At 71.9% G+C, this 24,156-nt stretch carries 24 protein-coding genes; 10 read left to right on the forward strand and 14 right to left on the reverse strand.

The annotated features are described in order from the left end of the window. Positions 1–334 precede the first annotated feature (334 nt). Both OG933_RS17055 and OG933_RS17060 read right to left on the reverse strand, forming a co-directional pair. A complete protein-coding gene (locus OG933_RS17055) occupies positions 335–784 on the reverse strand; it encodes a hypothetical protein (RefSeq protein ID WP_362517338.1) in 450 nt (149 codons plus the stop codon). A 728-nt stretch (positions 785–1,512) separates the two neighbouring features. Next, positions 1,513–1,968: a DUF5707 domain-containing protein gene (locus OG933_RS17060; RefSeq protein WP_405627695.1), complete on the reverse strand. Its 456-nt coding sequence runs from the start codon at positions 1,966–1,968 to the stop codon at positions 1,513–1,515. A 346-nt stretch (positions 1,969–2,314) separates the two neighbouring features. Between OG933_RS17060 and OG933_RS17065 the strand changes: the two genes are divergently transcribed. From OG933_RS17065 to OG933_RS17090, 6 genes are all read left to right on the forward strand, one after another. Continuing rightward, positions 2,315–3,010: a DUF4389 domain-containing protein gene (locus OG933_RS17065; RefSeq protein WP_362517344.1), complete on the forward strand. Its 696-nt coding sequence runs from the start codon at positions 2,315–2,317 to the stop codon at positions 3,008–3,010. Positions 3,011–3,070: 60 nt separating this feature from the next. Next, entirely contained in the window at positions 3,071–4,192 is a 1,122-nt protein-coding gene (locus OG933_RS17070) for a serine hydrolase domain-containing protein (protein ID WP_362517347.1), read from the forward strand. Positions 4,193–4,276: 84 nt separating this feature from the next. Then, on the forward strand, positions 4,277–5,092 hold the full coding sequence (locus tag OG933_RS17075; RefSeq protein ID WP_405627697.1) for a hypothetical protein: 816 nt from the start codon (positions 4,277–4,279) through the stop codon (positions 5,090–5,092). A 216-nt stretch (positions 5,093–5,308) separates the two neighbouring features. Next, complete coding sequence (locus tag OG933_RS17080) at positions 5,309–6,361, forward strand: ABC transporter substrate-binding protein (protein ID WP_405627698.1); 1,053 nt, start codon at positions 5,309–5,311, stop codon at positions 6,359–6,361. Positions 6,362–6,368: 7 nt separating this feature from the next. Beyond that, the gene (locus OG933_RS17085; RefSeq protein ID WP_405627700.1) at positions 6,369–7,355 is read left to right on the forward strand and encodes a FecCD family ABC transporter permease; all 987 of its coding nucleotides are present in this window, start codon (positions 6,369–6,371) and stop codon (positions 7,353–7,355) included. Then, the gene (locus OG933_RS17090) at positions 7,352–8,557 is read left to right on the forward strand and encodes a FecCD family ABC transporter permease (RefSeq protein ID WP_405627702.1); all 1,206 of its coding nucleotides are present in this window, start codon (positions 7,352–7,354) and stop codon (positions 8,555–8,557) included. The genes OG933_RS17085 and OG933_RS17090 overlap by 4 nt, the downstream gene beginning before the upstream one ends. 149 nt (positions 8,558–8,706) lie before the next feature. On the opposite strand, the gene OG933_RS17095 is transcribed toward OG933_RS17090, so the two are convergent. Beyond that, positions 8,707–9,747, reverse strand: a complete 1,041-nt coding sequence (locus OG933_RS17095; protein WP_405627703.1) for an NAD(P)-dependent alcohol dehydrogenase — start codon at positions 9,745–9,747, stop codon at positions 8,707–8,709. A gap of 173 nt (positions 9,748–9,920) precedes the next feature. On the opposite strand from OG933_RS17095, the gene OG933_RS17100 reads away from it, so the two are divergent. Beyond that, a complete protein-coding gene (locus OG933_RS17100) occupies positions 9,921–10,826 on the forward strand; it encodes a helix-turn-helix transcriptional regulator (RefSeq protein ID WP_362517364.1) in 906 nt (301 codons plus the stop codon). Positions 10,827–10,887: 61 nt separating this feature from the next. Here OG933_RS17100 and OG933_RS17105 read toward each other — a convergent pair whose 3' ends face one another. The 5 genes from OG933_RS17105 to OG933_RS17125 form a co-directional block, all read right to left on the reverse strand. Then, on the reverse strand, positions 10,888–11,679 hold the full coding sequence (locus OG933_RS17105; RefSeq protein WP_362517367.1) for an antibiotic biosynthesis monooxygenase: 792 nt from the start codon (positions 11,677–11,679) through the stop codon (positions 10,888–10,890). Positions 11,680–11,769: 90 nt separating this feature from the next. Continuing rightward, complete coding sequence (locus OG933_RS17110; protein WP_054242539.1) at positions 11,770–12,456, reverse strand: ABC transporter ATP-binding protein; 687 nt, start codon at positions 12,454–12,456, stop codon at positions 11,770–11,772. A 46-nt stretch (positions 12,457–12,502) separates the two neighbouring features. Continuing rightward, complete coding sequence (locus OG933_RS17115; protein ID WP_405627705.1) at positions 12,503–13,984, reverse strand: ABC transporter permease; 1,482 nt, start codon at positions 13,982–13,984, stop codon at positions 12,503–12,505. Between the two features lie 155 nt (positions 13,985–14,139). Next, positions 14,140–15,387, reverse strand: coding sequence for an Ig-like domain-containing protein (locus OG933_RS17120; RefSeq protein ID WP_234438182.1), 1,248 nt, complete (start codon positions 15,385–15,387; stop codon positions 14,140–14,142). Positions 15,388–15,602: 215 nt separating this feature from the next. Then, positions 15,603–15,959 carry a hypothetical protein gene (locus OG933_RS17125; RefSeq protein WP_082412881.1) on the reverse strand — a complete coding sequence of 119 codons (357 nt, stop codon included), beginning with the start codon at positions 15,957–15,959 and terminating at the stop codon, positions 15,603–15,605. A gap of 109 nt (positions 15,960–16,068) precedes the next feature. Between OG933_RS17125 and OG933_RS17130 the strand changes: the two genes are divergently transcribed. After that, positions 16,069–16,470, forward strand: coding sequence for an LPXTG cell wall anchor domain-containing protein (locus tag OG933_RS17130; protein WP_405627707.1), 402 nt, complete (start codon positions 16,069–16,071; stop codon positions 16,468–16,470). A 29-nt stretch (positions 16,471–16,499) separates the two neighbouring features. On the opposite strand, the gene OG933_RS17135 is transcribed toward OG933_RS17130, so the two are convergent. Then, on the reverse strand, positions 16,500–16,685 hold the full coding sequence (locus OG933_RS17135) for a hypothetical protein (protein WP_405627708.1): 186 nt from the start codon (positions 16,683–16,685) through the stop codon (positions 16,500–16,502). A gap of 10 nt (positions 16,686–16,695) precedes the next feature. Here OG933_RS17135 and OG933_RS17140 point away from each other — a divergent pair, with 10 nt between their 5' ends. Continuing rightward, positions 16,696–17,301: a hypothetical protein gene (locus tag OG933_RS17140; protein ID WP_405627710.1), complete on the forward strand. Its 606-nt coding sequence runs from the start codon at positions 16,696–16,698 to the stop codon at positions 17,299–17,301. Positions 17,302–17,375: 74 nt separating this feature from the next. Here OG933_RS17140 and hutH read toward each other — a convergent pair whose 3' ends face one another. From hutH to OG933_RS17155, 3 genes are all read right to left on the reverse strand, one after another. Beyond that, positions 17,376–18,914 carry a histidine ammonia-lyase gene (gene hutH, locus OG933_RS17145; protein WP_362268721.1) on the reverse strand — a complete coding sequence of 513 codons (1,539 nt, stop codon included), beginning with the start codon at positions 18,912–18,914 and terminating at the stop codon, positions 17,376–17,378. A gap of 84 nt (positions 18,915–18,998) precedes the next feature. After that, the gene (locus tag OG933_RS17150; RefSeq protein WP_405627712.1) at positions 18,999–20,141 is read right to left on the reverse strand and encodes a diguanylate cyclase domain-containing protein; all 1,143 of its coding nucleotides are present in this window, start codon (positions 20,139–20,141) and stop codon (positions 18,999–19,001) included. Between the two features lie 102 nt (positions 20,142–20,243). After that, complete coding sequence (locus OG933_RS17155; protein ID WP_142268034.1) at positions 20,244–21,047, reverse strand: enoyl-CoA hydratase/isomerase family protein; 804 nt, start codon at positions 21,045–21,047, stop codon at positions 20,244–20,246. A 245-nt stretch (positions 21,048–21,292) separates the two neighbouring features. On the opposite strand from OG933_RS17155, the gene OG933_RS17160 reads away from it, so the two are divergent. Continuing rightward, positions 21,293–22,000, forward strand: a complete 708-nt coding sequence (locus OG933_RS17160) for a hypothetical protein (RefSeq protein ID WP_405627713.1) — start codon at positions 21,293–21,295, stop codon at positions 21,998–22,000. Here the strand turns inward: OG933_RS17160 and OG933_RS17165 are convergent. Further along, positions 21,997–23,145, reverse strand: a complete 1,149-nt coding sequence (locus tag OG933_RS17165) for an adenylate/guanylate cyclase domain-containing protein (RefSeq protein WP_054242530.1) — start codon at positions 23,143–23,145, stop codon at positions 21,997–21,999. The genes OG933_RS17160 and OG933_RS17165 overlap by 4 nt on opposite strands. A gap of 114 nt (positions 23,146–23,259) precedes the next feature. Beyond that, positions 23,260–24,126, reverse strand: a complete 867-nt coding sequence (locus OG933_RS17170) for a biotin--[acetyl-CoA-carboxylase] ligase (protein ID WP_362517389.1) — start codon at positions 24,124–24,126, stop codon at positions 23,260–23,262. Positions 24,127–24,156: the final 30 nt, after the last annotated feature.

Consider the following 24,156-nt stretch of genomic DNA (forward strand, 5'->3'; position numbering starts at 1 on the left):
GCCCTCCCCAGGACGGGGGCAGCCGAAGGCGCTTTGGTTGTCCCCGCAACCAGTTGTAACGAGACGACTCTATCCAGCAATCGCCGTCTCGCATATCCACTCGTCAAAGGTCGCCCGCTCGGGCCATCCCCGCAGGTCAACGTGACTGGAGGGTAACCAGGACCGTGCCGAGGCGCAGTACTCAAACTGTCGCATTCCCCCAGCGCCGGTAAAGCTGTGTGCGCCGATGACAGAAAGGGCTGTGAACGCCGCTTGACATGGATCATCAAGCCGCGTCCACAGACCTCATCCATGCTGCCGTCGCAGCAACGATCATCTGGCTCCGGACCAGAACCTAGGGGACAGCGGCGCAGGTGCGGTCGCCGGCGTCACCGAGCTGGAGCGAGGCCTCGGACGTTGTGCCGTCGTGGCTCAGCGACAGCTCAATGCTGCCCTTCGTGTAGTCCGGGAACCACACGGCATACAGTGTCCGGACGCCCTGCGCAACGGTGCCGACCCGGCGGACTTCCAGGGGCTTTCCGCCACAGGTCGCGGAAGTCACCTGCTGGTGGTCGGCGGCGAACAGACGAACCCAGCCGTCGGTGAAGAGGGTTGCGAGCGGGTGCACCCCCCTTGAGTCTTCGATGGCCATGGGCTTGGAAGCGCAGGCTCGCATGGAGAACGCAGCTTCGGCGACCGATGCCCAGCACAGTCGCTGGTCGCGGGTCTCCCAGGCGTAGGCGGCGCCGGTCGGCCAGGGCTCGACCAGCATCAGGCCCTGAGAGCCGGGGGCGTCGGCACCCACCGCCCCCGACGTCATCAGAGTGGTTCGGGCTCTGTTGATCACCTCGGTCAGGTCCGGATGCGAGGGAGTCGGCGCAGCGGTCGTGGCGGGGGCGCGGGAGCCGGACGGCCTCGCTGAGTTCCCATCGCCACCCGAGCAGCCCGTCGAGGCCGTGACCAGCAGTACCGCTGTCCCCAAGGCAGCGCGAAGTCCGTATCGCATGAGCGTTCCTCCCCCGTGTGCACCCTGAGACCAGGGTGTGTTGCCGAGCACTGTCCATGGGACGCCTTCGGCACTGAGCGCTCGGTGTCGCCCAGGCGTGCGTCGAGCTGACCAGTACTTTGGCCCATCAGCAAGCCGTCTGAGCAACATCTGAGCTCTGCCCCGAGCATCGCGTGCCGCTCCGCGAGAGGTTCCCTGTAGAGACTCGAACAGGTTGCGACGGCCGGCCAGGGCGGCGAGACCGGAGACAGGAGACAAAACAAGCTCACCAGCAGTGCCCTACCTCTCGCTCCTGGAGATCTACTCGGTCTCCGACGAGCCGATCACCTCGTGGCCGGACCCCCGCTTCATCGAGCGATGAGCATGTGAGGGCACTGCACTCATCGGCAGCGCGTCCGCCCGCCCCGGAGCTGACGGGCAAGTGGCCGCACGCAGCCCCCTGCCGGGGAGGTGCGGCCGAACGCCCGTCGCCGCCCGCTCTCACTCCCGCTCTCACTCCTGCCCTCGGTCATCTGCCCGCCGCCGGCCTACCTGACGGTGAAGTCGGAGGCCTCGGTGTTCAGGGTCGTGGTGCCGTCCTGGGCGGTGGCCAGGACCGCGATGTGCCACCGGCCGCGCGGGGACGACTCGGCGTCGGAAGCGGTGACCTCAGCGGTGTAGGTGCAGCGCACGGTGTCCTCCCCGGAGGACTCGCAGACGGCCGGCTCCGCCGCTGCCATGTCCTTGGTGGTCAGCTGCTTCTCGGCGAAGGACGAGTTCTCCGGCCAGGCCAGCACCTTCACGCTCTTGACACCGGAGGACGCCGTGACATCGGTGACGAAGGTCAGCGAGCCGTCGCGGTCGCCGTCGGGCGCGGTGTAGCGGGCAGTACTGTCCGCCAGCGCGGGAGGCTGCTCCCCGGCGTGGGCGAGAGCGAAGGCACCGGCAGCACCGAGGACGACGACACCGGCGGCAACGGACAGAGCGATACGACGACGGGACATGGGATTCTCCGTAACTGAGTCAGCTGCATCGGGCCGGCGCACCGCACCCCGCGCCGCTGCACCGATGCTCGCCGCCCGGCCACCCGCCGGGCATGAGCGCACCTACTCAACTCGGCCTGAGTAAGCCCACCGGACAAGCAGCCGCGGTGAAACCCCCGAACCCAACCCGAACCCCACTCGAACCCACCCCGAACCCAAATCCGAACCCGCACCGTGACCCTGCTCGCACGCCGCACAGCGCCCAGCCCGTCTTCCAGCGGGTTCGGGTGAGCGAAAGAGCCCCGGTCGCGGCCCTTCCTGCGGTGTGCGAGCCTGGGATCATGATCCGGGAACTGAGCTGGTCCCCATGATTCCGGTCGCCGTGTCTCCTGTGCGGATCGAGGCGTTTCTCGATCCGCGGCTGTCCAGATGGATGTGGCTGGTGAAGTGGTTCCTCGCCATCCCGCACTACATCGTGCTCTTCTTCCTGTGGATCGCGTTCTCCTTCGTGACCGTCGTCGCGTTCTTCGCGATCCTGTTCACGGCCAGGTATCCGCGGGCGCTCTTCGACTTCAACGTCGGTGTGATGCGCTGGAACTGGCGTGTCGCCTACTACGCCCACGCAGCTCTCGGTACCGACCGGTACCCGCCGTTCACCCTCGCCGAGGTGCCCGACTACCCGGCACATTTCGACGTCGTCTATCCCGAGCGTCTGTCGCGCGGTCTGGTGCTGGTGAAGTGGTGGCTGCTGGCCATCCCGCAGTACATCGTCGTGGGGATGTTCGTCGGCGACTGGGGCTGGGGCTGGGGCGGGATGGACCGGTGGCACGGGGGCGGGCTCGTCTTCTTCCTCTCCTTCGTCGCCGTGATCATCCTGGCCTTCACCGGCCGTTATCCGGTGCACCTCTTCGACTTCCTGCTCGGCCTGGCCCGCTGGGTCGCGCGGGTGGGCGCCTACGCGGCGCTGATGACCGACGCGTACCCGCCGTTCCGGCTGGACATGGGCGCACAGGACTCCCCGCCCGGAGAGCCCCGGGCCCCGATGGGCGAACCCGGCCGGTAGCGCCTGTCGGCGTCGGAATTCGGTTGCCTCCGGCCGTCCGGTGGGGGCTCAATGACGGGCATGGCTGACATCCAGGGCTCGTACGACGACCTGTTCACCGCCGTGCCCACCGCGCTGGCCGCGCTGCTGGACGGCGGGGACCTCGGCGGCTCGGTGGCCGTCTTCGTGGACGGCGAGCCGGTGGTGGACGTCTGGGGCGGGTTCGCCGACGCGGCGCGCGGTGTCCCCTGGCAGCGGGACACGATCGTCAACGTCTGGTCCGTCACGAAGACGATGACGGCGCTGTGCGCGCTGGTTCTGGCCGACCGGGGCGAGCTCGATCCGGACGCGCCGGTGGCCCGGTACTGGCCGGAGTTCGCGGCGGCGGGCAAGGAGGCGGTGCTGGTACGGCACTTGCTCTCGCACACCGCCGGACTGCCCGACTGGGACGGCCCGGTGGCGGACATCTACGACTGGCCGGCCGCGACGGCACGACTGGCCGCGCAGGCTCCGCAGTGGGAGCCGGGCAGCGCGGCCGGATACCACTCGCTCACCCAGGGGTTCCTCGTGGGCGAGGTCGTGCGCCGGATCACCGGCCGGAGCCCGGGTGAGTTCTTCGCCGAGGAGATCGCCGGACCGCTGGGCGCGGACTTCCGCATGGGGCTGCCGGCCGAGCACGATCACCGGGTGGCGCTCACGGTCCCGCCGCCGTCCCGGGACGAGGACTACACGGCGGGCGCGGCCCGCAGCGACGTGGACCGGACCGTGACGGCCACCCCGACCGCGATCCGGCTCCGCGACGGCAACAGCGTGGCCTGGCGGCGGGCGCAGATCCCGGCGGCGAGCGGCTTCGGCAACGCCCGCTCGGTCGCCCTCGTCCAGTCGGCGATGGCCTGCGGGGGCTCCGTGCGTGGGGTGCGGCTGCTGTCCCGGGCGGGCTGCGACCGGGCCTGGGAGGAGCAGTTCAGCGGCGAGGACCGCGTCCTGGGCATGCCGATCAGCTGGGGTCTGGGCTACGGGCGGTTCGGCGGCACCTACGGGTGGGGCGGTTGGGGCGGCTCGACGGTCATGATCGACCCCGAGGCCCGCGCGGTGGTGGCCTACGTGACCAATCAGATGCGCGAACCGGCGCAGGACACCCGGGGGCTGGACCTCGTGATGGCCGCCTACGACGGTCTCCAGGGGCTCCGGGCCGGTGGCTGAGGCGCGAACCGGCCGGACCGGCCGCCCTTCGTGAGTTACTTGCCCGAGTCGTCCATGAGCCATGAACCCTGGGGGGAAGTGCACGTGAGCAGCGGTACGAAGAGCAGTGGTGGCCGGGTGTTCCTGATCGGCGGCGGGTGGGAGGAGACGGTCGCCGACGTCGTGCACGGGCCGTTCCTGCGCGCGGCCCGCGCCGCGTCGGAGGCGTCGAAGGCCTCGAAGGCGTCGGTGTCCGGCTCCGGCCCGGCGCCCCGCGTCCTCTGTGTGATCGTCGACGAGGGCGACGGAGCCGAGCAGTTCGCCCGGTACGAGGTCGCGTTGCGGAAGGCAGGGGACTGTACGCCCGTGCCCGTGCTGGTGCCGGTCGGGGAGCGGTTCGAGGTCGGCACGGTGACCGAGGACGTGGCCGGGGTGTTCGTCTGCGGTGGGCTGACGCCCGCGTATCAGGAGGCGTTCGCCGAGTCCTCCGGTCCGCTGTCCGCCCTGCTGCGCGAGCGCGGACTTCCGTACGCCGGGTTCTCCGCGGGAGCCGCGATGGCGTCGCGGGACGCGGTGGTCGGGGGGTGGCTGGTGGACGGGGTCGCCGTGTGTCCGCCGGACACCGCGGAGGATCTCGAGGAGCTCGAGGTCCGGCCCGGGCTGGGGCTCGTGCCGTTCGGGGTGGACAACCATGCCGCGCAGTGGGGGACGTTGGGGCGGCTGGCGGCCGTCGTGGCGGACGGCCGGCTGGCGCACGGGGTGGCCATCGACGAGAACACGCTGCTGGAGGTCGGGGGCGAGGGTGGCGACGGCCGCGCGCGGGTGGCCGGGCGCGGCCGGGCCCATTCCGTGCGTCCCGCCCCGGGCGGCGGAGTCCTCGTGCGGTCCTACGGCGACGGCGAGTCGTTTCCCGTGTCCTGAACCCGAGATTCCGCAGCCCTCCGGACCAGCTAAGGTAAGGCTCGCCTTAGTAGTGGCGATCGGAGCAGCGCTGTGCGTACGTCGAAGCGGAAGCCCCTCCCGGGCTGGTCCCTCCCGGGCAGGTCCCTCCCGGGAGGATCCGCCGGGCCTGTAGGGGCCGTTCGGGCCGCCGGGCCTGTCAGGGCCGCCGGATCTGTCAGGGCCGCCGGGTCCGGCTTGTCCGTCGGATCCGTCCTGTCCCTCGTGGCGTCCCTCGTCGTCGCAGGGCTGCTGGTCGGATGCTCGGCCGCCGCTGACAACGATGCCAAGTCCTCGTCCCGGACCGAAGGCGAGCGCAACCTCGTCGCCGGGGCGTCGGCGGGCCCCTCGGCCGCACCCGACGTCCTCGCCGACGGTATGGGCGCGGACACCGACACCGACGGGACGTTCCCGCGCACGGTCAAGCACTTCCGGGGGACCACCACCGTCGAGGCGGAGCCGAAGAAGATCGCCGTGATCAGCACGGGGCAGCTCGACGACCTGCTCAGCCTCGGTGTGGTCCCGACCGCCTCCACCCGTGCCGACAACGCGGGTCTGGTCCCGGACTACCTGACGGACGCCTACCCGCAGTACAGGGCGAAGCTCGCGGCGATGACCGACGCGGGCACCCGTCAGGCGCCCAACCTGGAGTCGCTCGCGGCCGCGAAGCCCGACCTGATCCTGGTCAACGACTCCCTGGGCGACCTCTACGCCAAGCTGTCCAAGATCGCGCCGACCGTGGTCACGGCCGGACAGGGCATCAACTGGAAGCGCGATCTGCTGCTCGTCGGCGAGTCGGTCGGCAAGGGGCGGGCCGCGCGGAAGCTGCTCGACGGGATCGTGGGCGACGCGCGGAGCCAGGGGGACGCGGTCGCGGGCGACCCGACCGTCTCCATGGTGCGCTTCACCCCGGACCGCACCCGCATGTTCGGCGTGTCGTCCTTCACCGGGTCGATCGCCGTCGACATGGGGCTCTCCCGGCCCGAGTCGCAGCGGTTCAACGCCATCTCGGAGGACATCAGCGCCGAGAAGATCGACACCGCGGACGGTGACTGGATCTTCTACTCGGTCCAGGGGGACGCGAGCAGGACGGATGCCGCGAGCACGGTGGCCGGGCCGCTGTGGAAGGGGATGAGCGCCGTCAAGGCCGGGCAGGCCGTGCAGGTCGACGACGACCCGTGGTACCTCAACGCCGGTCCGACCGCCGCCCGCCTGGTCGTCACCGAACTCGCCGACCACCTCGGCAGGTAACCGTCCCGTGAAACACCTCGCCTGGCCGGCGGCCGCCCTGCTGGTGACCGCGGCGGCCGTGCTCAGCCTCGCCGTCGGTACCCGCGCGGTGCCCCCGTCCGCCGTGCTCGACGCCCTGCTGCACGGCGGGAGCTCACCGGACGCCCTCGTCGTGCGGTCGCTGCGGCTGCCGCGGACGGAGATCGGGCTGACGGCGGGAGCCGCGCTCGGTGTGGCCGGGGCGGCCCTCCAAGGGGTCACCCGCAATCCGCTCGCCGACCCCGGCATCCTCGGCCTCAGCCAGGGCGCCGCGGCCGGGGTCGTCCTCGCCGTCTCGCTCGGCCTCGCCGACGGCTTCTCCGGGTACGTCCGGTACGCCTTCGTCGGCGCCGTCGCCGCCGCGTGCCTGGTGTACGCCATCGCCGCCCGCGGCCGGGGCGGCGCCTCACCGGTGAAGCTGGCGCTGGCCGGTACCGCCCTGTCCGCCATGACCGCCGGTGCCACGACCGTCGTCCTGACCTCGAGTGCGGCGACCCTCGACCAGTTCCGGTTCTGGCAGGTCGGCGCGTTGAGCGGGCGCGACGCCGACACCGTCGTACGGATGCTGCCGTTCCTGGCGGTGGGCGCGGCACTGGTGCTGGCGTGCGCGCGGGGGCTGGACGCCCTGGCCCTCGGCGACGAGACGGCTCGGGCGCTCGGTCATCGGGTGCACACGGTACGGGTGTGTGCCGCGCTCGGGGCGACCCTGCTGACCGCGTCCGCGGTGGCCGCGGCGGGGCCGATCGCCTTCGTGGGACTGGCCGTTCCGCATCTCGCCCGCCGGGTCGCGCGCGGTGCCGCGCACCGGCTCGTGCTGCCGCTGTCCGCGCTGCTGGGCGCCGCGCTGCTGCTGCTCGCGGATGTGGCGGGACGGGTGGTGCGGGCTCCCGCCGAGGTACCGGCCGGGGTGATGACGGCGTTGGTGGGGGTGCCGGTGCTGGTGGTGCTGGTGCGGCGGAAGGGGGCGGTGACATGACCCCCGAAGCGACGGACCGACACCTCGACCCGACGGACCGACACCACGGGTCGGCGAACCGATACCCCGGGTCGGCGGCCGCGAAGACCGGGTCGGCGGCCGCGAGAACCGAGGTGCCGGCCGCGAGAACCGAGGTGCCGGCCGCGAGAACCGGGGTACCGGCCGCGCGTCCGGCAGGTTCCGCGGTTCTGCGCCCCCACCCCCGGGTCTCCCTCCTCCTGCACCGCCGGTCCGCCGGTGTCGCCGCGGCCCTCGTGCTGCTCCTCGCGGCCGTCATGCTCGGCTCCGCCTGTCTCGGCCAGACCTACGTCCCGCCGGCCGAGGTGTGGCGCACCCTGCGCGGTGACACCGGTCCCTACGATCTGGTCGTCGGCGAGCTCCGGGTCCCGCGTATCGCTCTCGGCGCCCTCGTCGGCGCCGCCCTCGGGCTGTCCGGTGCGCTCGTGCAGACGGTCACCCGCAACCCGCTGGCCGGCCCGGACGTGATCGGGGTGGGGCACGGCGCCGCCGCCGCGACCGTCCTCGCCCTGGCCACCGGGGCCGTCACCTCGCCCGGCGCGCTGCCCGCGGTGTCCGTCGCGGGCGGTCTCGCGGCCGCCGCCCTCGTCTATCTGCTGGCCTGGCGCCGCGGGATGCAGCCGAGCCGCTTCGTGCTCACCGGTGTCGGCATCGGCGTCGCGCTGTCCGCGGTCGTCCAGCTGTACCTCACGGACAGCGAGCTGGAGGCCGCCGAGCAGGTCAAGCTGTGGCTCACCGGCAGCCTCAACGGCCGCGGCCCGGAGCAGGCCGGGCCGCTGGCCGCCGTGCTCCTGCTGGCGCTCCCCGCGCTGGTGTGGGCGAGCCGCGCCGCCCGTCCGCTCGGCCTCGACCCGGACACCGCGGCCGCGCTCGGCGTACGGGTGGGCCGGGCGCGGCTGGGTCTGACCGTCCTCGGGGTCGTGCTCGCGGCGACCGCGACGGGCGCGGCGGGACCGATCGGGTTCGTCGCCCTCACCGCGCCCCAACTGGCCCGCCGCCTCACCCGCACGCCCCGACTTCCTCTGGTGGCGAGCGCGTTGACGGGAGCGGTGGTCCTGGTCGGCGCGGATCTGGCCGCCCGCACCCTGCTGCCGCCGCTGGAGATCCCGGTGGGCGCGCTGACCGCGCTGGTGGGCGGGCCGTATCTGCTGTGGCTGCTGGGGAGGGACCGGCGCAACCCGTGAGGCGTCCGGCGCCCGTCCGGTGACGAGGAGGGCCCCCGGCGCGATGCGCCGGGGGCCCACTCACGGTCGGGAGGCCGCGGGGACCGTCCCGAGGGCGACGGAGATCGTCACGAGGTCCGCGAGGTCCGTCACGGGATCCGCGGGGACCGTCAGATCGTCGACGTGTCGATCACGAAGCGGTAGCGGACGTCGCTGGCGAGCACCCGCTCGTACGCCTCGTTGATCTGGTCGGCGCTGATCAGCTCGATCTCGGCGCCGAAGCCGTGCTCGGCGCAGAAGTCCAGCATCTCCTGGGTCTCCTGGATGCCGCCGATGCCGGAGCCGGCGAGGGTCTTGCGGCCGCCGATCACCGAGAACAGGTTGAGGGCGACGGGCTCCTCGGGCGCGCCGACGTTCACGAAGGCGCCGTCGGTCTTGAGGAGGGACAGGTAGGCGTCCAGGTTCAGCGGGGCGGAGACCGTCGAGAGGATGAAGTCGAAGGTGCCCTTCAGCTCCTTGAAGGTGTTCTCGTCACTGGTGGCGTAGTAGTGGGCGGCGCCCAGCTTCAGGCCGTCGTCCTTCTTGCGCAGCGACTGGGACAGGACGGTCACCTCGGCGCCGAGGGCGTGCGCGATCTTGACGCCCATGTGGCCGAGGCCGCCCATGCCGAGGATCGCGACCTTCTTGCCGGGGCCGGCGTTCCAGTGCTTCAGCGGGGAGTACGTGGTGATGCCGGCGCAGAGCAGCGGCGCGGCGACGTCGAGCGCGAGGCCGTCGGGAATGCGGACGACGTAGTTCTCGTCCACGACGATCTTCTGCGCGTAGCCGCCGTAGGTGGGCTCGCCGTCCTTGCCGACGGCGTTGTACGTACCGACGCTGCCGCCGGTGCAGTACTGCTCCAGGCCGGCCTTGCAGTTGTCGCACTCACGGCAGGAGTCGACGAGGCAGCCGACACCCACGCGGTCGCCGACGGCGAACCGGGTGACACCGGGGCCCACCTCGGAGACGACGCCCGCGATCTCGTGACCGGGCACCATCGGGAAGATCGCCTCGCCCCAGCCCTCCCGGGCCTGGTGGATGTCCGAGTGGCAGATTCCGGCGAACTCGATGTCGATGAGGACGTCGAACTCGCGCACCGCGCGGCGTTCGATCGTCGTGCGCTCCAGCGGAGCCTTGGCGGAGGGTGCGGCGTACGCGGCAACGGTGGTCATGCCCTGGATCTCCTAGCGGGGGGTTCGTGTTCCGGCCTGCCTTCCGGCCGGGTACGACGTCCAGCCTGCCCCATCGCACAACATTCACCCAGGTCACGCCTCTGCGTACGTCTGCTGTGCCTACCACTGGCGGGGTCAGGCTGGTGTGCGTACGACCGGGAATACTGGACGGCATGGACGAACACCCCGAACCTCCCGGCGCCCCCCTGGACCGGCGTGCCGAGCTCAGCGAGTTCCTGCGCACCCGGCGGGCCAGGCTGAAGCCGGAGGACGTGGGGCTGCCGGACTTCGGGCGGCACCGCAGGGTGCCGGGGCTGCGGCGCGAGGAGCTGGCGCAGCTGGCCGGGGTCTCGGTGGCGTACTACACGCGCCTGGAGCAGGGCAACGGGCGGAACGTGTCGGCGGAGGTGCTGGACTCCATCGCCAGGGCGCTGCGGCTCTCCGACGCCGAGCACGCGCATCTCACCCACCTGGCGAAGCCCAAGCACAAGAAGAAGCAGAGCGCGCCGCAGCAGCAGGTGAGGGGCCCGCTGCGGCAGCTGCTGGACGCGATGGACTCGGTGCCGGCGTACCTCATCGGGCGGCGCACCGAGATCCTGGGCTGGAACCGGATGGCGGCGGCCGTCTTCGGCGACTGGGCGGAGCTGCCGGTGGCGGAGCGCAACTGGGCCCGGCTGGTCTTCCTGCGCCCCGACTACCGGGACCTCTTCGTGGACTGGGAGCAGAAGGCGATCGACATCGTCTGCGCCCTGCGCATGGACGCGGGCTGCTATCCGGACGACCCGCGGCTCTCCGCGCTGGTGGGCCAGTTGTCGGTGAAGAGCGAGGACTTCCGGCGGCTGTGGGCGACCCACGACGTCAAGGAGAAGAGCCACGGCGTGAAGCTGCTCAGGCATCCGTTGGTCGGCGAACTCTCCCTGAACTTCGAGGGGTTCAGGCTGATGGGCGACGGCGAACAGACGATGGTGACGTATCACGCGGATCCGGGGTCGGCCTCGGCGGAGGCGCTGCGGCTGCTGGCGAGCTGGGGCGCGGACGCGACGCGGGCGGGGGCCGGCTCCCAGACTCCGTCCGTTTGAGAGCCGCCCCTCCCCCGGCCGCCCCTCCCCCTCGAGGGGGGCCGTCAGCCCTCGGGGGCCGTCAGCCCTGGTACGGCGGAGCCGCGCCCCATCCCCACTGCGGCACCGGCTGCTCGGCCGGCGGCTTGGCGTCCGGGCCGGAGAAGTGGACGGCCAGCCGGGTGCCCCACTCCACATAGGCGAGGAACGCCGAACGGAACTCGGCGTCGGTCGGCAGACCTGCCTCGTCAGCCGCGTCCTGGATGAGGTTGACCCAGCGGCGGCGCTGGGGCTCGGTGATGTCCCGCCCGAAGTGCTTGGCCACCATGTGGCTGTGGCCGCCCTGGGTCGCCGAGTAGCTCTGCGGCCCGCCGAAGACCTCCGCGAGCCAGAGCGCGACGTGCTCGGCGTGCTCGGGGGCGAGGCCCGCGAAGACCGGCGCGAGCAGGTCGTCCCGGAGCACCTTGGTGTAGAAGGCCTCGGTGAGCCGGGCGAAGGCCTCCGCGCCGCCCGCCCAGTCGTACAGCGTGGGCACGGCGGAGCCCGTCCCGTGCACCGAGGTGGCCTTGTAGTGCCGCATCTCGTCGATGTGCCCGATGTACGGGCGGATCTCCGCGAGGAAGGCGGGGAACAGGTCCGAGGTGCGGAAGCCCTCGAGGTGGTCTTCGGTCGACGTCCAGGTGATCCGCAGGATGTAGTGGCCGAAGTCCTCCTCGCAGCGGGCGAGTTCGTAGTCGACGCAGTGCGGGGAGGCCGCGAGTTCACGCGCGGCTCGGGTGTACGCGGCCAGGAACTCCGCGGACCGCTCCTCGGGGATCCGGTACCGGATGTACTCGACCGTGGTGCGGGGCGTGCTTGTCTCGGGTGCCGTCATGGGGCCACGCAAGCACGAACGGCCCGCCGGAGGCTTGTCTTCCGGCGGGCGTTCGCTCAGCGCTCAGCGAACCGGTGTCCCGCGGCCCCGTCAGGCCGACGCCGCGTTCTCCTTCACCGTGATCTTGCCCTTGCGGATCGTCGCCACGCGCGGGGCCTTCTTCGCGATCGAGGAGTCGTGGGTGACCATGATGAAGGTCAGCCCGTGCTCCTTCCACATGGTGTGCAGCACGTCCATGATCTCGTCGCGCATGCTCTCGTCGAGGTTGCCGGTGGGCTCGTCGGCGAGCAGCACCTTCGGCTGCTTGACCAGCGCGCGGGCGATCGCGACGCGCTGCTGCTGGCCGCCGGACATCTCGGACGGCAGGTGCCCGAGGCGCTCTCCCAGGCCGACGGACCTCAGCGCCTCGGCGGCCCGTTCGCGCCGCTCCTTGACCTTCACGCCGAGCGGGACGAGCGCGGTCTCGACGTTCTCCTGCGCGTTGAGCGTCGGGATGAGGTTGAAGGACTGGAAGACGAAGCCGATGTTCTCGCTGCGCACCTTCGTGAGCCTGGCCTCGGAGAGCTTGGCCAGGTCGACGCCGTCGAGGACGATCTCGCCCTCGGACGGCCGGTCGAGCGCGCCGATCATCTGGAGCAGCGTGGACTTGCCGCCGCCGGTGGGGCCCTGGATGACGAGCCGGTCGCCGTCCGGGATGGTCAGGTCGACCCCGGCGAGGGCGTGGACCGTCTCCTTGCCCCTGCTGTAGCGCTTGGTGACGCCTCTGAGTTCGTACATGGGGACAACAACTCCTGGTGTGCGTATGAGGGGTGGGGCGGTTCGGCTACTCGACGCGGCGCAGCGCGTCGGCCGGGCGCAGCCGGGAGGCGCGCCAGCCGCCGAACGCCCCGGCGATCAGACCGCCGGCCACGGCGAGACCCACCGCGACGGCCACCGTCGTGACGCTCACCGGCGCCGTCAGCGCCACGTCGAGGGTCTTGGCCGCCGCCTGACGACCGGGACCGCCGAAGCCGCCGCCACCGCCGCCGGGCCCGCCCTGGCCCCCGCCGCCGCCGCCCAACTGGGCCTGGAGAGTGGGGCTGATGGCGGTCACGACGTATGCGCCGCCCAGGCCCAGGGCGATGCCCAGGGCGCCGCCCAGCAGGCCGTTGACCATGGCCTCGCCGACGACCTGCCGGGTGACCCGGCCGGACTTCCAGCCCAGCGCCTTCAGCGTGCCGAACTCACGGACGCGGCGGGAGACCGCCGAGGAGGTGAGCAGACCGGCGACCAGGAAGGCGGCGATGAGGACCGCGATGGACAGCCACTTGCCGACGTTGGTGGCGAGCGAGGAGGCCGTGGAGAGGGACCCGGAGACGGTGTCCGCGAGGTCGGCGGAGGTCGTCACCGTGGTGCCCGAGACGTTCTTCTGGATGGTCGACTTGACGCTGTCGATCTTCTGGGAGTCGGTCGCCTTGACGTAGATCGTGGTGACCTTGTCCTTCGAGTCGCTGAGGGTCTGAGCCTGGGTCAGCGGAAGGTAGACGTTGGCGGCGGCGTCACCGCTGTCGGCCGTGGCGATGCCGATCACCGAGAACTTGACCTTGCTGATGGTCAGCGTGGAACCGACCTTGAGCGACTTCTCCTTGGCGTACGCCGAGTCGAGGACGGCGACCTTGCCGTTGTTCTCCGTGGTCTTGAAGGTACGGCCGCTGGTGATCGTCGAGGAGGTCAGCGGGCCGAGCGCGGGCTCGGTGACGTCGGTGCCGTAGACGGAGTAGCTGTTGACGTCGAAGTTGGCTCCGCCGCCCTGCACTTCACCCTGCGGCTGGCCGTTGCCGCCGCCGTTGCCACCGGCGCCGCCGCCCTGCTGGCCGCCGGTGCCGCCCGCGTTGTCGTTCTGCTGGAACTGGCCGCGGGTGAACTGGCCGTCGACCTTGAGGACCTGGAGGCTCAGTCCGCCGACCGCGTCGGAGACACCGCCCTGCTTGCCGACCTTGGTGACGGTCGCGGTCGACAGGGTCTGGAAGCCCTGCACCATGACGCGGTCGGTGCTCTGCTCCGCGTCGGAGTCGTTGTCCTGCGCGTCGAACTGGAAGCGCGGCCGGTCCGAGGCGCTCGCGGTGGGCGAGGCGGCCTTGGTGACCGTCATGTCCGTACCCAGTCCGTACAGGGACTGGAGGACCTTGTCCTGGGCCTTGCCCATGCCGGAGGACACGGAGGTGACCACGATGACCAGCGCGATGCCCAGCGCGAGCCCGGAGGCGACGACGAGGGCCGCTTTTCTACGGCGGCGCAGTTCGCGCCTCAGGTAGGTGAAGAACATGGCCGCACGGTAGGTACCGCGCGTGATGAAGGGATAAGGCCGAAATAAGAGAACGATGAGAAGGCTGTGATCAACCCCGGAAACACCGGTGCCGCCCCTGGGGGCGGCACCGGAAAGCTGTGGGCGGACCGTCGGACCGGCCGTCAGGAACTACCTCAGACGGCCGAACCCGCCTTCCACTGCGCCCAGTCCATGTTCCAGCCGTTGAGGCCGTTGTCCGGGGACACGGTCTTGTCGCCGGTGTTCTTGACCACCACGACGTCGCCGACGATGGAGTTGGTGTAGAACCAGTAGCCCGCCGTACCCGAGTCGTTGGCGCCCTTGGTGTCGGACAGACCCACGCAGCCGTGGCTGGTGTTCACCGAGCCGAAGATGGACTTCGCGCCCCAGTAGTTGCCGTGCACGAAGGTGCCGGAGTTGGTGAGGCGGATGGCGTGCGGCACGTCCTTGATGTCGTACTCGCCCTTGCCGTCGTCATCGGTGAAGCCCACGGTCGCGCCGTTCATGCGCGTCTCCTTGAACTTCTCCGACATCACCATCTGGCCCTCGTACGTCTTGTTGTCGGGCGAGCCGGCGGAGATCGGGATCGTCTTGATGACCGCGCCGTTGTGCGTGATCTTCATCTGCTTGGTCTTCGCGTCGACGTAGGAGACCTGGTTGCGGCCGACCTTGAAGGTGACCGTCTTCTGCTGGACACCGATGACACCGTCGGCGCCCTCCACCCCGTCGAGCGCGAGCTTCAGCGTGACGGTGGAGTTCTCCTTCCAGTAGTCCTCGGGGCGGCAGTCCATGCGCTGGGTGGAGAACCAGTGGCAGACGACCTCCTGACCGCTGGTGGAGGTGACCGTGACGCCCTTCTGGACGGCGGCCTTGTTGGTGATCTCCTTGTTGAAGTTGATCGACACCGGCATGCCCACGCCGACGGTCGAACCGTCCTCCGGCGTGAAGTTGCCTATGAAGCTGTCGTCCGGGGAGACCGTGGTGAAGGAGGCGTTCTCGTGCGCCACGAGGCCGCCCGAGTCCTTCGCCTCGGCCGCCACCTTGTAGGTGGTGGAGCGCTCGAGCTGCGTGTTCGGCTTCCAGCTGGTCTTGTCGGCGGAGAGCGCGCCCTCGACGGCCGTGCCGTCGGAGGTGGTCATCGTCACCGTGGTGAGCGTGCCCTTGCTCACCGTGACCGCCGCGGAGTTGTTGATGGAGGCGTTGTCCGAGCCGTCCGCGGGCGTGATCTTGATCTGGGCCTCGGAGGACTTCTTGGCCGCCGCCTCGTCGGCCTTGGCCTGCGAGGAGCTGCCTCCGCCGTCGGAGGCGTCATTGTCGCCGCCGGAACACGCAGAGAGCACCAGAACACCGCCGAGCAGTGCGGACGCGGTCATCAGACCTCGGCGCCGCCTACTGTCCGTCATCACACGCTTCTCCATCGTTGCCGATTGCCAGAACCCAGAGAGTCCCCGTCAAGAACATCAACGCTACGACCGGTTCCTCCCGTTCCACATTCCCGAAGGTGTGGGGCACGCCACGTTCGTGGCGCGGATGATGCGGGTGTCGGTTCGTGCGCCTGGTGAGACGACGAAACCCCGGTCGGCGGTTGCCGTCCGGGGTGACGAGTTTCCCGGAACGCTCAGCCGATGCGTCCCTCTTCGCCGTCCGCCTCGTCATCCTCGTCGACATCATCCTCGTCGAGGTCCCACTCCGGCGAATCCGGGTCGTAGTCGATCCGTTCGCTGGACCAGGAGGCCTGCTGGAGCTCCACCCCGGGTACCTCACCGACCAGGTCGAACGGGTCGACGAGATAGGCGAGGGCCTCCGCCGTGTCCTCCGTCACAGCCCCCTCGGCGTGCGCGCGCTCGGCGTCCGGGAGCTCCGCGTCGTCGGCGATCCGCCGCAGTGCCGCCGTCGTCACGGCGTTCTCGTCGTGCACCTCGAGGAGAATATCTACTCTGATCCGCACAAAACGTGATGTCTCTTCAGTACTCATGGCCGGAGCGTACGGCTCACAGCTCCCGCAACTTTCCCGCGACCCGCGACTTTCATTAGCATCGGACCACACGGCCAATTCGCCAGCGCCACAAGGGGATCGATATTCCGTGTCATCCGCTCGACGTCCGTTGCTGACCGCCACCGCCGCGGGGACCCTGCTGGGTGCCCTGTGGTTCGTCCCGTCCGCGAACGCGTCCCAGGACACCCCGGCCAGAACGGGCACGACGACGCAGATCACGACCCAGGCACGGGCCGCGTCGACGACCACGACCGACACCACCGCCGATACCGCCGGCACCGCCGCCGACGGCACCACCGGGACGACAGCCAGAACGGCAGCCGATACAGCGGCCGACACCGCGGCCGACACCACGGTCGACGACGGCACCCGGCTCGCCGACACCGGCAGCTTCGACACGACCCCCTACGTCGTCGGCGGAACCACGCTTCTCGCGCTCGGCGCGGGCTTCGTGGTCTATTCCGTTCGCCGGGAACGCCTGGGTTTTTGAATCAACTTGACTGTTCTTTGACAGGCTCTTCATAGTTCGCTCATGAAGAGATCACCGGGGGCACGGCTGTGCGCCACCGCCGCAATAGGCGCACTGTCGCTCTCCCTCCTCACCGCATGTTCGGACGACGGGTCGAAGGACTCCGCGGACTCGAAGGCCTCCGCCTCCTCGTCCGCCGGTTCCTCCTCGTCGGCTCCGGCCGCGAAGGCGCTCACCTCCGCCGAGTTGGAGAAGCTGCTGCTCGCGCAGGGCGAACTCAAGGGCTACAAGTCCGAATCGGGCGACGACACCCTGCCGGCCTCCAAGACCTCGGTGAAGACGGACAAGCCGGCCTGCGACCCGCTCGCCTGGGCCACGGCCGCTCTCGCCCCGGGCGACACGGACGCGAACGCCAGCAACACGGTCTCGGAGGACAAGACCTCGGGCGCCACCGTGCAGCCGGAGGACATCGCGGACGCCTTCGACGTCGACATGACGTTCGTGGGTCTCTCCTCGTACGAGGGTGACGGCGCCGAGAAGGCCATGAAGGCCGTCTCCGACGGCGTGACGGCCTGTGCCGGCGGCTACGGCCTGACGGCCGAGGGCGAGACCACCAAGGTCACCAAGGTGGTCGCGGAGAAGGGCGCCGCGAAGGGTGACGAGGCGGTGACCTTCGCCGCGGACGTCGACATGGACGGCGCGGGCACGGCCACCTTCCACACCCAGGTGGTGCGCAAGGGCAACACCGTCGCCTCGTTCTACACGGTGAACTTCGCCGCGATGTCGAAGGGCGGCGACATGGGCGCCGTCCCGGCGGCCGTGGTCGACGCGCAGGTCGCCAAGCTGAAGTAGCCCGCCGACCCACGCACACCGAAGGGGCCCCACCGCATCCGTGCGGTGGGGCCCCTTCGCGCTGCCGGAGCTCCTTACCGGAGCGGTCCGGTGACCGTCTCCACCGCGGCGACGATCCCTCCGTCGCGCACGAACGCGTCCGCCGCCGCGAGGTCGGGCGCGAGGAACCGGTCCGGGCCGGGGCCCCGCACGCCCGCCTTGCGTGCCGCCTCGATGACCGCACGCGTCGCCGGCGCCGGGGTGAGCCCCTCGCGCAGCTCCACACCGCGGCCGGCGGCGTACAGCTCGACGGCGATCACGCGCGTGAGGTTGTCGACGGCGGTGCGCAGCTTGCGGGCCGCGGACCAGCCCATCGACACATGGTCCTCCTGCATCGCGGAGGACGGGATGGAGTCGGCGGACGCCGGTACGGCCAGTCGCTTCAGCTCGCTGACCAGCGCGGCCTGCGTGTACTGGGCGATCATCAGCCCGGAGTCGACGCCGGCGTCGTCCGCGAGGAACGGCGGGAGGCCGTGGCTGCGGTTCTTGTCCAGCAGCCGGTCGGTGCGCCGCTCGGCGATGGAGGCGAGGTCGGCGACGGCGATGGCGAGGAAGTCCAGGACGTAGGCGACCGGCGCGCCGTGGAAGTTGCCGTTGGACTCGACCCGTCCGTCGGGAAGAACGACCGGGTTGTCGACGGCCGAGGCGAGCTCCCGCTCGGCGACGAGCCGGGCGTGCGCGATGGTGTCGCGGCCGGCGCCGGCGACCTGCGGGGCGCAGCGCACCGAGTAGGCGTCCTGGACCCGGGGCGCGTCGTCCTGGTGGTGGCCGGTGAGTTCCGAACCCGCCAGCACGGCCAGCATGTTGGCGGCCGAGGCGCCCTGCCCCGGGTGCGGGCGGATGGCGTGCAGCTCGGGGGCGAGCACCTTGTCGGTGCCGAGCAGCGCCTCCAGGCTGAGCGCGGCGGTGACGTCGGCGGACTTGTAGAGCATGTCGAGGTCGGCGAGGGCCATGACCAGCATGCCGAGCATGCCGTCGGTGCCGTTGAGGAGCGCCAGCCCCTCCTTCTCGCGCAGCTCGACGGGGGCGATGCCGTGCTCGGCGAGCAGCTCGCCGGCGGGCCGTACGGCGCCGTCCGGGCCCTCCGCGTCACCTTCGCCCATGAGGGTGAGGGCGCAGTGCGAGAGCGGGGCCAGGTCGCCGGAGCAGCCGAGGGAGCCGTACTCGTGCACGACCGGGGTGATGCCGGCGTTGAGGATGTCGGCCATGGTCTGCGCGACCTCGGGCCGGACGCCGGTGTGCCCGGAGCAGACGGTCTTCAGCCGCAGGAACATCAGCGCCCGGACGACCTCGCGCTCGACCCGCGGGCCCATGCCGGCGGCGTGCGAGCGGACGATGTTGCGCTGGAGCTGGGCGCGCAGCTCCGGGCTGATGTGCCGGGTGGCGAGGGCGCCGAACCCGGTGGAGACGCCGTAGACGGGCTCGGGCTTGGCCGCCAGCGCGTCCACGATCTCGCGGGCCGCGGCGAGGGCCGCCACCGCCTCGCCGGAGAGCTCGATCCGGGCGCCGCCGCGCGCCACCGCGAGCACGTCGGACGCGGTCACGCCGGACGTCCCCACCACCACAGTGTGCATATCCATATTCAGGAGCGTACGCAGTGAAGACCAGGATGTCACCAGTGGGTACCGGGTTCACCCCTTACCGAATAGGTCACATCCTCAACGCCGCCCCCTGAACCGCCGCCGCTCGGCGGTCCGCTCGTGGGAGGGCTCGTCCGCGAGGCGTACGACGGGATCGTCGGGGCCCTCCCGCCCGGCGACCACCGGCCGGGCGGCCCGCACCGCCTTGGCCCGGTACTGGGCGGCGTCGGCCAGCCGGAACAGCCGGCGGGCGGAGGTCACCGGCCCGATGGGGTCCTCGGTGGAGGCGACCCCGCAGGCCACCCCCTCACCGAGCTCCAGCTCACCGGCCCGCCGGCAGAGGTCGTCGGCGACCTTGACGACCTCGTCGGCGAGCGGCCCGACGGCCAGCAGACAGAACTCGTCGCCGCCGAGCCGGGCGGCCAGCGCGCCGGGCAGCATGGCCCCGCACAGCGACAGCACCGACCCGAACCGTTCGAGGAGCCGGTCCCCGACGGCGTGCCCGAGGGTGTCGTTGACCCGCTTCAGCCCGTTGAGGTCACACACCACGAGGCTGACGACGACCCCCTCCGCGCGATGCCGCTCGACCGCCTCCTCCAGCCGTACGTCGACGGCGCGGCGGTTGGCCAGCCCGGTGAGGGCGTCGGTGAAGGCGAGCCGGCGAGCCTCCTCCAGCCGCTCGGTCTGGGCGAGCCCGGCGGCGACGACGGCGGCGAGGACGGTGGCGAAGTCCGCGTCGGCCCGGCCGAAGACGGGGGTGCCCACGGAACGGGCGACATACAACTCCCCCCAGGCGCGGCCGTGCAGCACGATCGGCGCGACCACACAGGAGCCACGGCCCCGGCGGCGCAGGGCGGCGACCCGCTGATGGCAGTAGCCGGGGCGCCCGGCGGCGGGGCCCTCGGCCGTCTCCACCCAGGCGTTGGGCTCCCCGCCCGCCACCCAGCGCTCGTGCAGGAACTCGGTGATCTCGGGGAACTGGTGCACCGGATAGGCCTCCCCGTCCGGGAACTCGTCCTCGTCGGCGGCCCGGTCCCCCACGTTCACCAGGACGCGCAGCCGCCCGAGGTCCCGCTCCCACACCGAGAGCGCGGCGAAGCCTCCGGAGAGCGCCCGGCAGGCCCCGAGCGCGGCCGCGCGCCACGACTCACGGGGGGTGTGCGCGGCCGCCATTCCCTGCGCGAGCGCCACCACGGCCACCAGGCGTCTGTCCTCACCCATCTCCCCAGGCTAGGGACATTCAGCCCGAAAGGGGACACCGAAGGGCCACCGAGAGTGATGAGCGCACGTCCGGTCGCGTGTCGCCCGCCGTCCGCCGCCCGCTCACTCGCCCGGCCACTGCGGCTTCCGCTTCTCGTTGAAGGCCGCCACCCCTTCCGCCCGGTCCCCGGAGAAGGCCACCGACCGCCACGCCGCGTCCTCGACCTCCAGCCCGGCCCGCAGGTCCAGCCCCTGCCCCAGGCGCAGCGCCCGCTTCGCCGCCCGCAGGCCCACCGGCGAGTTGCCGCCGATCCGCGCGGCCAGCGCCAGCGCCTCCTCCCGGTCCCGCCCGTCGTCCACCAGGACGTCCACCAGACCCAGGTCCCGCGCCTCGGCCGCCGCCACCCGGCGGGCCGTGAACACCAGCTCGGCCGCCCGGGCCGCCCCCACCCGGCGCGGCAGCAGCTGGGTCCCGCCGCCGCCGGGGATCACGCCCACCGACACCTCCGGCAGCCCGACCACGGCCGTGCCGTCGGCCACGATCACGTCGCACGCCAGCGCCAGTTCGAAGCCGCCGCCCAGCGCGAAGCCGTGCACCGCCGCGACCGAGGGCACCGGCAGTTCCAGCACCCCGGTGTAGGCGGCGCGGGTGAGCGGCCGCTGCCGCAGCAGTTCGGCGTCACTGAAGGAGTTGCGCTCCTTCAGGTCGGCGCCGACGCAGAACGCCCGCTCGTGCGTCGAGGTCAGCACCACCACCCGCACGTCCCGGTCCCCGCCCAGCGCCGCGCACGCCCCGGCGATCGACCGGGCCATGTCGGTGGAGACGGCGTTCATGGCCTTCGGCCGGTCGAGGACCAGCTCGGCGACGTGCCCGCCGTCCCCGTGCCGCCGCACCAGGACGAACTCCCCGAACCGCTCCTCGCTCATGCCACCGTTCCCGACACCGCTCACGACACCCTCCGGTTAACGCGGGTTAACAACGCTCGTCCGATCATCGCAGCCGGGACCGGGAGACGAAAGAGCGGACCGGTCCCCTGAACCCCCTGCATCCGGGCCCCGGCTACCCGTTCGGGTGACATGCCACCCAACTCCCCCCGCAACGCCCACCAGAGCGCATAACGTGCGTCCGCCCCGGCGCATCGGGGGCACGACCGCACCGGGGAGAGAACGCGATGACGAGCACGCCGGTGAGCACGTGGACCGGGCCGTACGAGACGGCTGCGCAGGACGAGGCGGCGTCCGGGGAGACCGGCGGGCTGTGGGCCCCGCGCCCCCGGGGCCGGCACCGCCGTCCCCGCCCCCGCAAGGTGCTGTTCGCCGCCGGCGGCCTCGCGCTGGCCGCCGGGGTGCTGAGCCTCGTCCGGCTGACCCCCGACCCCGGCGGCGCCGGTGGTCTCGGCACCGCGGGGGCCGAACCCCGGCCCGAACCCGTCGCGGGCACCGACACCGCCGACACCGCCGCCGACACGGACACCGCCGCCGACACAGACACCGACGCCGACCGCCCGGCCGGCCCGTCCACCCCCGTCGTGCCCTCGCCGACCGCACCCAGCGCGATGGGCGGTGCGAGCCCCGCCCCGGCGCCCGAGGCAGGCCTGCTCCCGGGCGTCCCCGGCGCGCCGACGTCCGTCGCCCTCACCCCGGGCACCACCTACACCCCGGCCGCGCCCGCGCCGGCACCCCGCTCCCCGGCGCCCGACACGAGCGCCGCCCCGCGGCCCACCTCGCCCCCGAGAACACCGGCACCCGCCCCGACCACGGCCGCGCCCACGCCCGCGCCCCGGCCGGAGCAGCCCGACGCGCCACGTCAGCCGGGCGTCTGCGTTCCCGTCATCGGCCTCTGCGTGGACCCGCTGGGTGCCGCCGTACCGAGGCTCTAGCCGTCGGCGTCGTTGCGTCGCGTCAGCAGCCAGGGCTCGACCACGCCGAGACCGCGCACCGGCCGCTGCCACATCGGCTGGAGCGCGAAGCGGTACTTCGGCGGCTCCTCGCCCTCCTTCTCGGCGGCGGCCGCCTCCTCGGCTGCCTCCGCCTCCGAGGCCGGGGCGTCGCCGGTGCGGATCAGTTCCTCGGCGAAGGCGCTGTCGACGAGCACGGCGTCCCGGGGAGCTATCGACGTCAGCCGGGAGGCCAGGTTGACCGTCGTGCCGAAGACATCGCCCATCCGGGTGGTGACCGTGCCGAACGCCATGCCGACCCGCAGTTCGGGCATCGTCTCGTCGTTGCTCATCGTCTCGACGAGCAGCAGCGCGATGTCGGCGGCGATGCCCGCGTCGTCGGCCGCGTACAGCACCTCGTCGCCGAGCGTCTTGATCAGCCGTCCGCCGCGGGCGGCGACCAGGTCGGCGGCGGTCGTCTCGAAGGCCTCGACGAGTTCGCCGAGTTCCTCCTCCTCCATCCGCCGGGTCAGCCGCGTGAAGCCGACGAGGTCCGCGAAGGCGACGGCCAGCCGCCGGTCGACCATCTCCTCGTCGTCGGCGGCCTGGACGACCCGTCCCGCCGAGGCGGCGAGCTGCCGGCGCCAGACGTAGACGAGGAACTCCTCCAGCTCGGGCAGCAGCAGCTCGACGATGGGATACGTGACCTCGGTGCGGGTCATCCCCGGCTCGGGCGGCTCGGTCAGGCCCTCCAGGAAGGAGTCGATCTGCCATTCCGCCAGTCGGGCGGTGGTCTGCCCGGTGGACCGCGCCACCTGTACGGCCATCGCCTCGCTCAGCAGCCCCGCCTCCACGAGACCGGCCAGGCGCCGCAGGGCGAGGACGTCGGCCTCGGTGAGCGCCTTGGCCTGCCCGATGTCGGCGAAGCCCATGGCCCGCCAGAAACGCGACGCCAGCTCCATGGAGACACCGGCGCTGCGGGCGGCCTGGAACGGCGTGTAGCGCCGCTCGGCGCCGAGGATGAGCTGTTCGAGGCGCAGGGCGAGAGGATGCGGGTCCTCTCCGGGGTCGCCCGGCTCACCCGGCTCGGCCGGCAGGTTTCCCCGGCCGTCCGCGCCCGCGCCGGAGCCCGTGTCGTCGACGGTCACGCCTGCTGCCCTTCCGATCTTCCGCGGTCAGGTATCGACCGGCCTCAACTCTACGGCAGGTGTGCGCCAGCTCACTCCGTCCGGTTCGGCGGGGTCACGTCACCCGGCGCTGGGTCACGCCGGCCTCAGATGCACGATGTCTCCCGCGCCCACCGGCTCCTGTACCCCTTCCTTCGTGGCGATCACAAGCCGTCCGTCCCCGTCGACCGCGACCGCCTCGCCGACGATCGACCGGTCCCCCGGCAGTTCGGCCCGTACCGTTCGTCCCAGCGTCGCGCACCCGGCCGCGTACGTCTCCTGGAGACCGCTCGCCGCCGGGTCGCCGCCGGCCGCCCGCCAGCGCCCGTACCACTCCTCCAGCGAGCGCAGGACGCCCCGCAGCAGCGGGTCCCGGTCCGTGCTCACCGCGCCCGCCAGGGCCAGCGACCCCGCCAGCGGTACCGGGAGCTCGTCCGCGCGCAGGGTGACGTTGAGGCCGACACCGACGACCACCGCGTCCCGACCGGCCCGCTCCGCGAGGATGCCGCCCGCCTTGCGCTCCTCTCCCCCGACGGTCACCAGCAGGTCGTTGGGCCACTTGAGTGCCGTGTCGACGCCCGCCGCCCGGGACAGTCCCGTCGCCACGGCGACCCCGGTGAGCAGGGGCAGCCAGCCCCAGCGGGCCACCGGCACCTCGCTCGGGGTGAGCAGCACGGAGAAGAACAACCCGGAACGCGGGGGCGCGGTCCACCGGCGGTCCAGCCGGCCGCGCCCCGAGGTCTGCTCCTCGGCGACGAGGACCGCGCCCTCGACCGCCCGGCCGGCACTCGCCGCGTCGACCAGGTCGGAGTTGGTGGAACCGGTGCTCTGCACCACCCCCACCTGCGACCACAGCCCGCCCTCCCGTACCAGCGCCCGGCGCAGTGCCGGGGCGTTGAGGGGCGGACGGTCCAGATCGGACCACCGGCTGCCGCCCTCGTCTGCTGCATCTCGCGGTGTCATGCAAGCCACCCTAGGTGTGTTGAATGCCGC

The sequence above is a fragment of the Streptomyces sp. NBC_00016 genome, assembly GCF_045040885.1.
Classification (GTDB): domain Bacteria; phylum Actinomycetota; class Actinomycetes; order Streptomycetales; family Streptomycetaceae; genus Streptomyces; species Streptomyces coriariae.

Coding starts and splice junctions, on each gene's coding strand:
- OG933_RS17060 (WP_405627695.1), bottom strand. CDS start 1,968: ATGTCCCGTCGTCGTATCGCTCTGTCCGTTGCCGCCGGTGTCGTCGTC.
- OG933_RS17065 (WP_362517344.1), top strand. CDS start 2,315: ATGATTCCGGTCGCCGTGTCTCCTGTGCGGATCGAGGCGTTTCTCGAT.
- OG933_RS17070 (WP_362517347.1), top strand. CDS start 3,071: ATGGCTGACATCCAGGGCTCGTACGACGACCTGTTCACCGCCGTGCCC.
- OG933_RS17090 (WP_405627702.1), top strand. CDS start 7,352: ATGACCCCCGAAGCGACGGACCGACACCTCGACCCGACGGACCGACAC.
- OG933_RS17095 (WP_405627703.1), bottom strand. CDS start 9,747: ATGACCACCGTTGCCGCGTACGCCGCACCCTCCGCCAAGGCTCCGCTG.
- OG933_RS17100 (WP_362517364.1), top strand. CDS start 9,921: ATGGACGAACACCCCGAACCTCCCGGCGCCCCCCTGGACCGGCGTGCC.
- OG933_RS17105 (WP_362517367.1), bottom strand. CDS start 11,679: ATGACGGCACCCGAGACAAGCACGCCCCGCACCACGGTCGAGTACATC.
- OG933_RS17110 (WP_054242539.1), bottom strand. CDS start 12,456: ATGTACGAACTCAGAGGCGTCACCAAGCGCTACAGCAGGGGCAAGGAG.
- OG933_RS17115 (WP_405627705.1), bottom strand. CDS start 13,984: ATGTTCTTCACCTACCTGAGGCGCGAACTGCGCCGCCGTAGAAAAGCG.
- OG933_RS17120 (WP_234438182.1), bottom strand. CDS start 15,387: ATGACGGACAGTAGGCGGCGCCGAGGTCTGATGACCGCGTCCGCACTG.
- OG933_RS17125 (WP_082412881.1), bottom strand. CDS start 15,959: ATGAGTACTGAAGAGACATCACGTTTTGTGCGGATCAGAGTAGATATT.
- hutH (WP_362268721.1), bottom strand. CDS start 18,914: ATGCACACTGTGGTGGTGGGGACGTCCGGCGTGACCGCGTCCGACGTG.
- OG933_RS17150 (WP_405627712.1), bottom strand. CDS start 20,141: ATGGGTGAGGACAGACGCCTGGTGGCCGTGGTGGCGCTCGCGCAGGGA.
- OG933_RS17155 (WP_142268034.1), bottom strand. CDS start 21,047: ATGAGCGAGGAGCGGTTCGGGGAGTTCGTCCTGGTGCGGCGGCACGGG.
- OG933_RS17160 (WP_405627713.1), top strand. CDS start 21,293: ATGACGAGCACGCCGGTGAGCACGTGGACCGGGCCGTACGAGACGGCT.
- OG933_RS17170 (WP_362517389.1), bottom strand. CDS start 24,126: ATGACACCGCGAGATGCAGCAGACGAGGGCGGCAGCCGGTGGTCCGAT.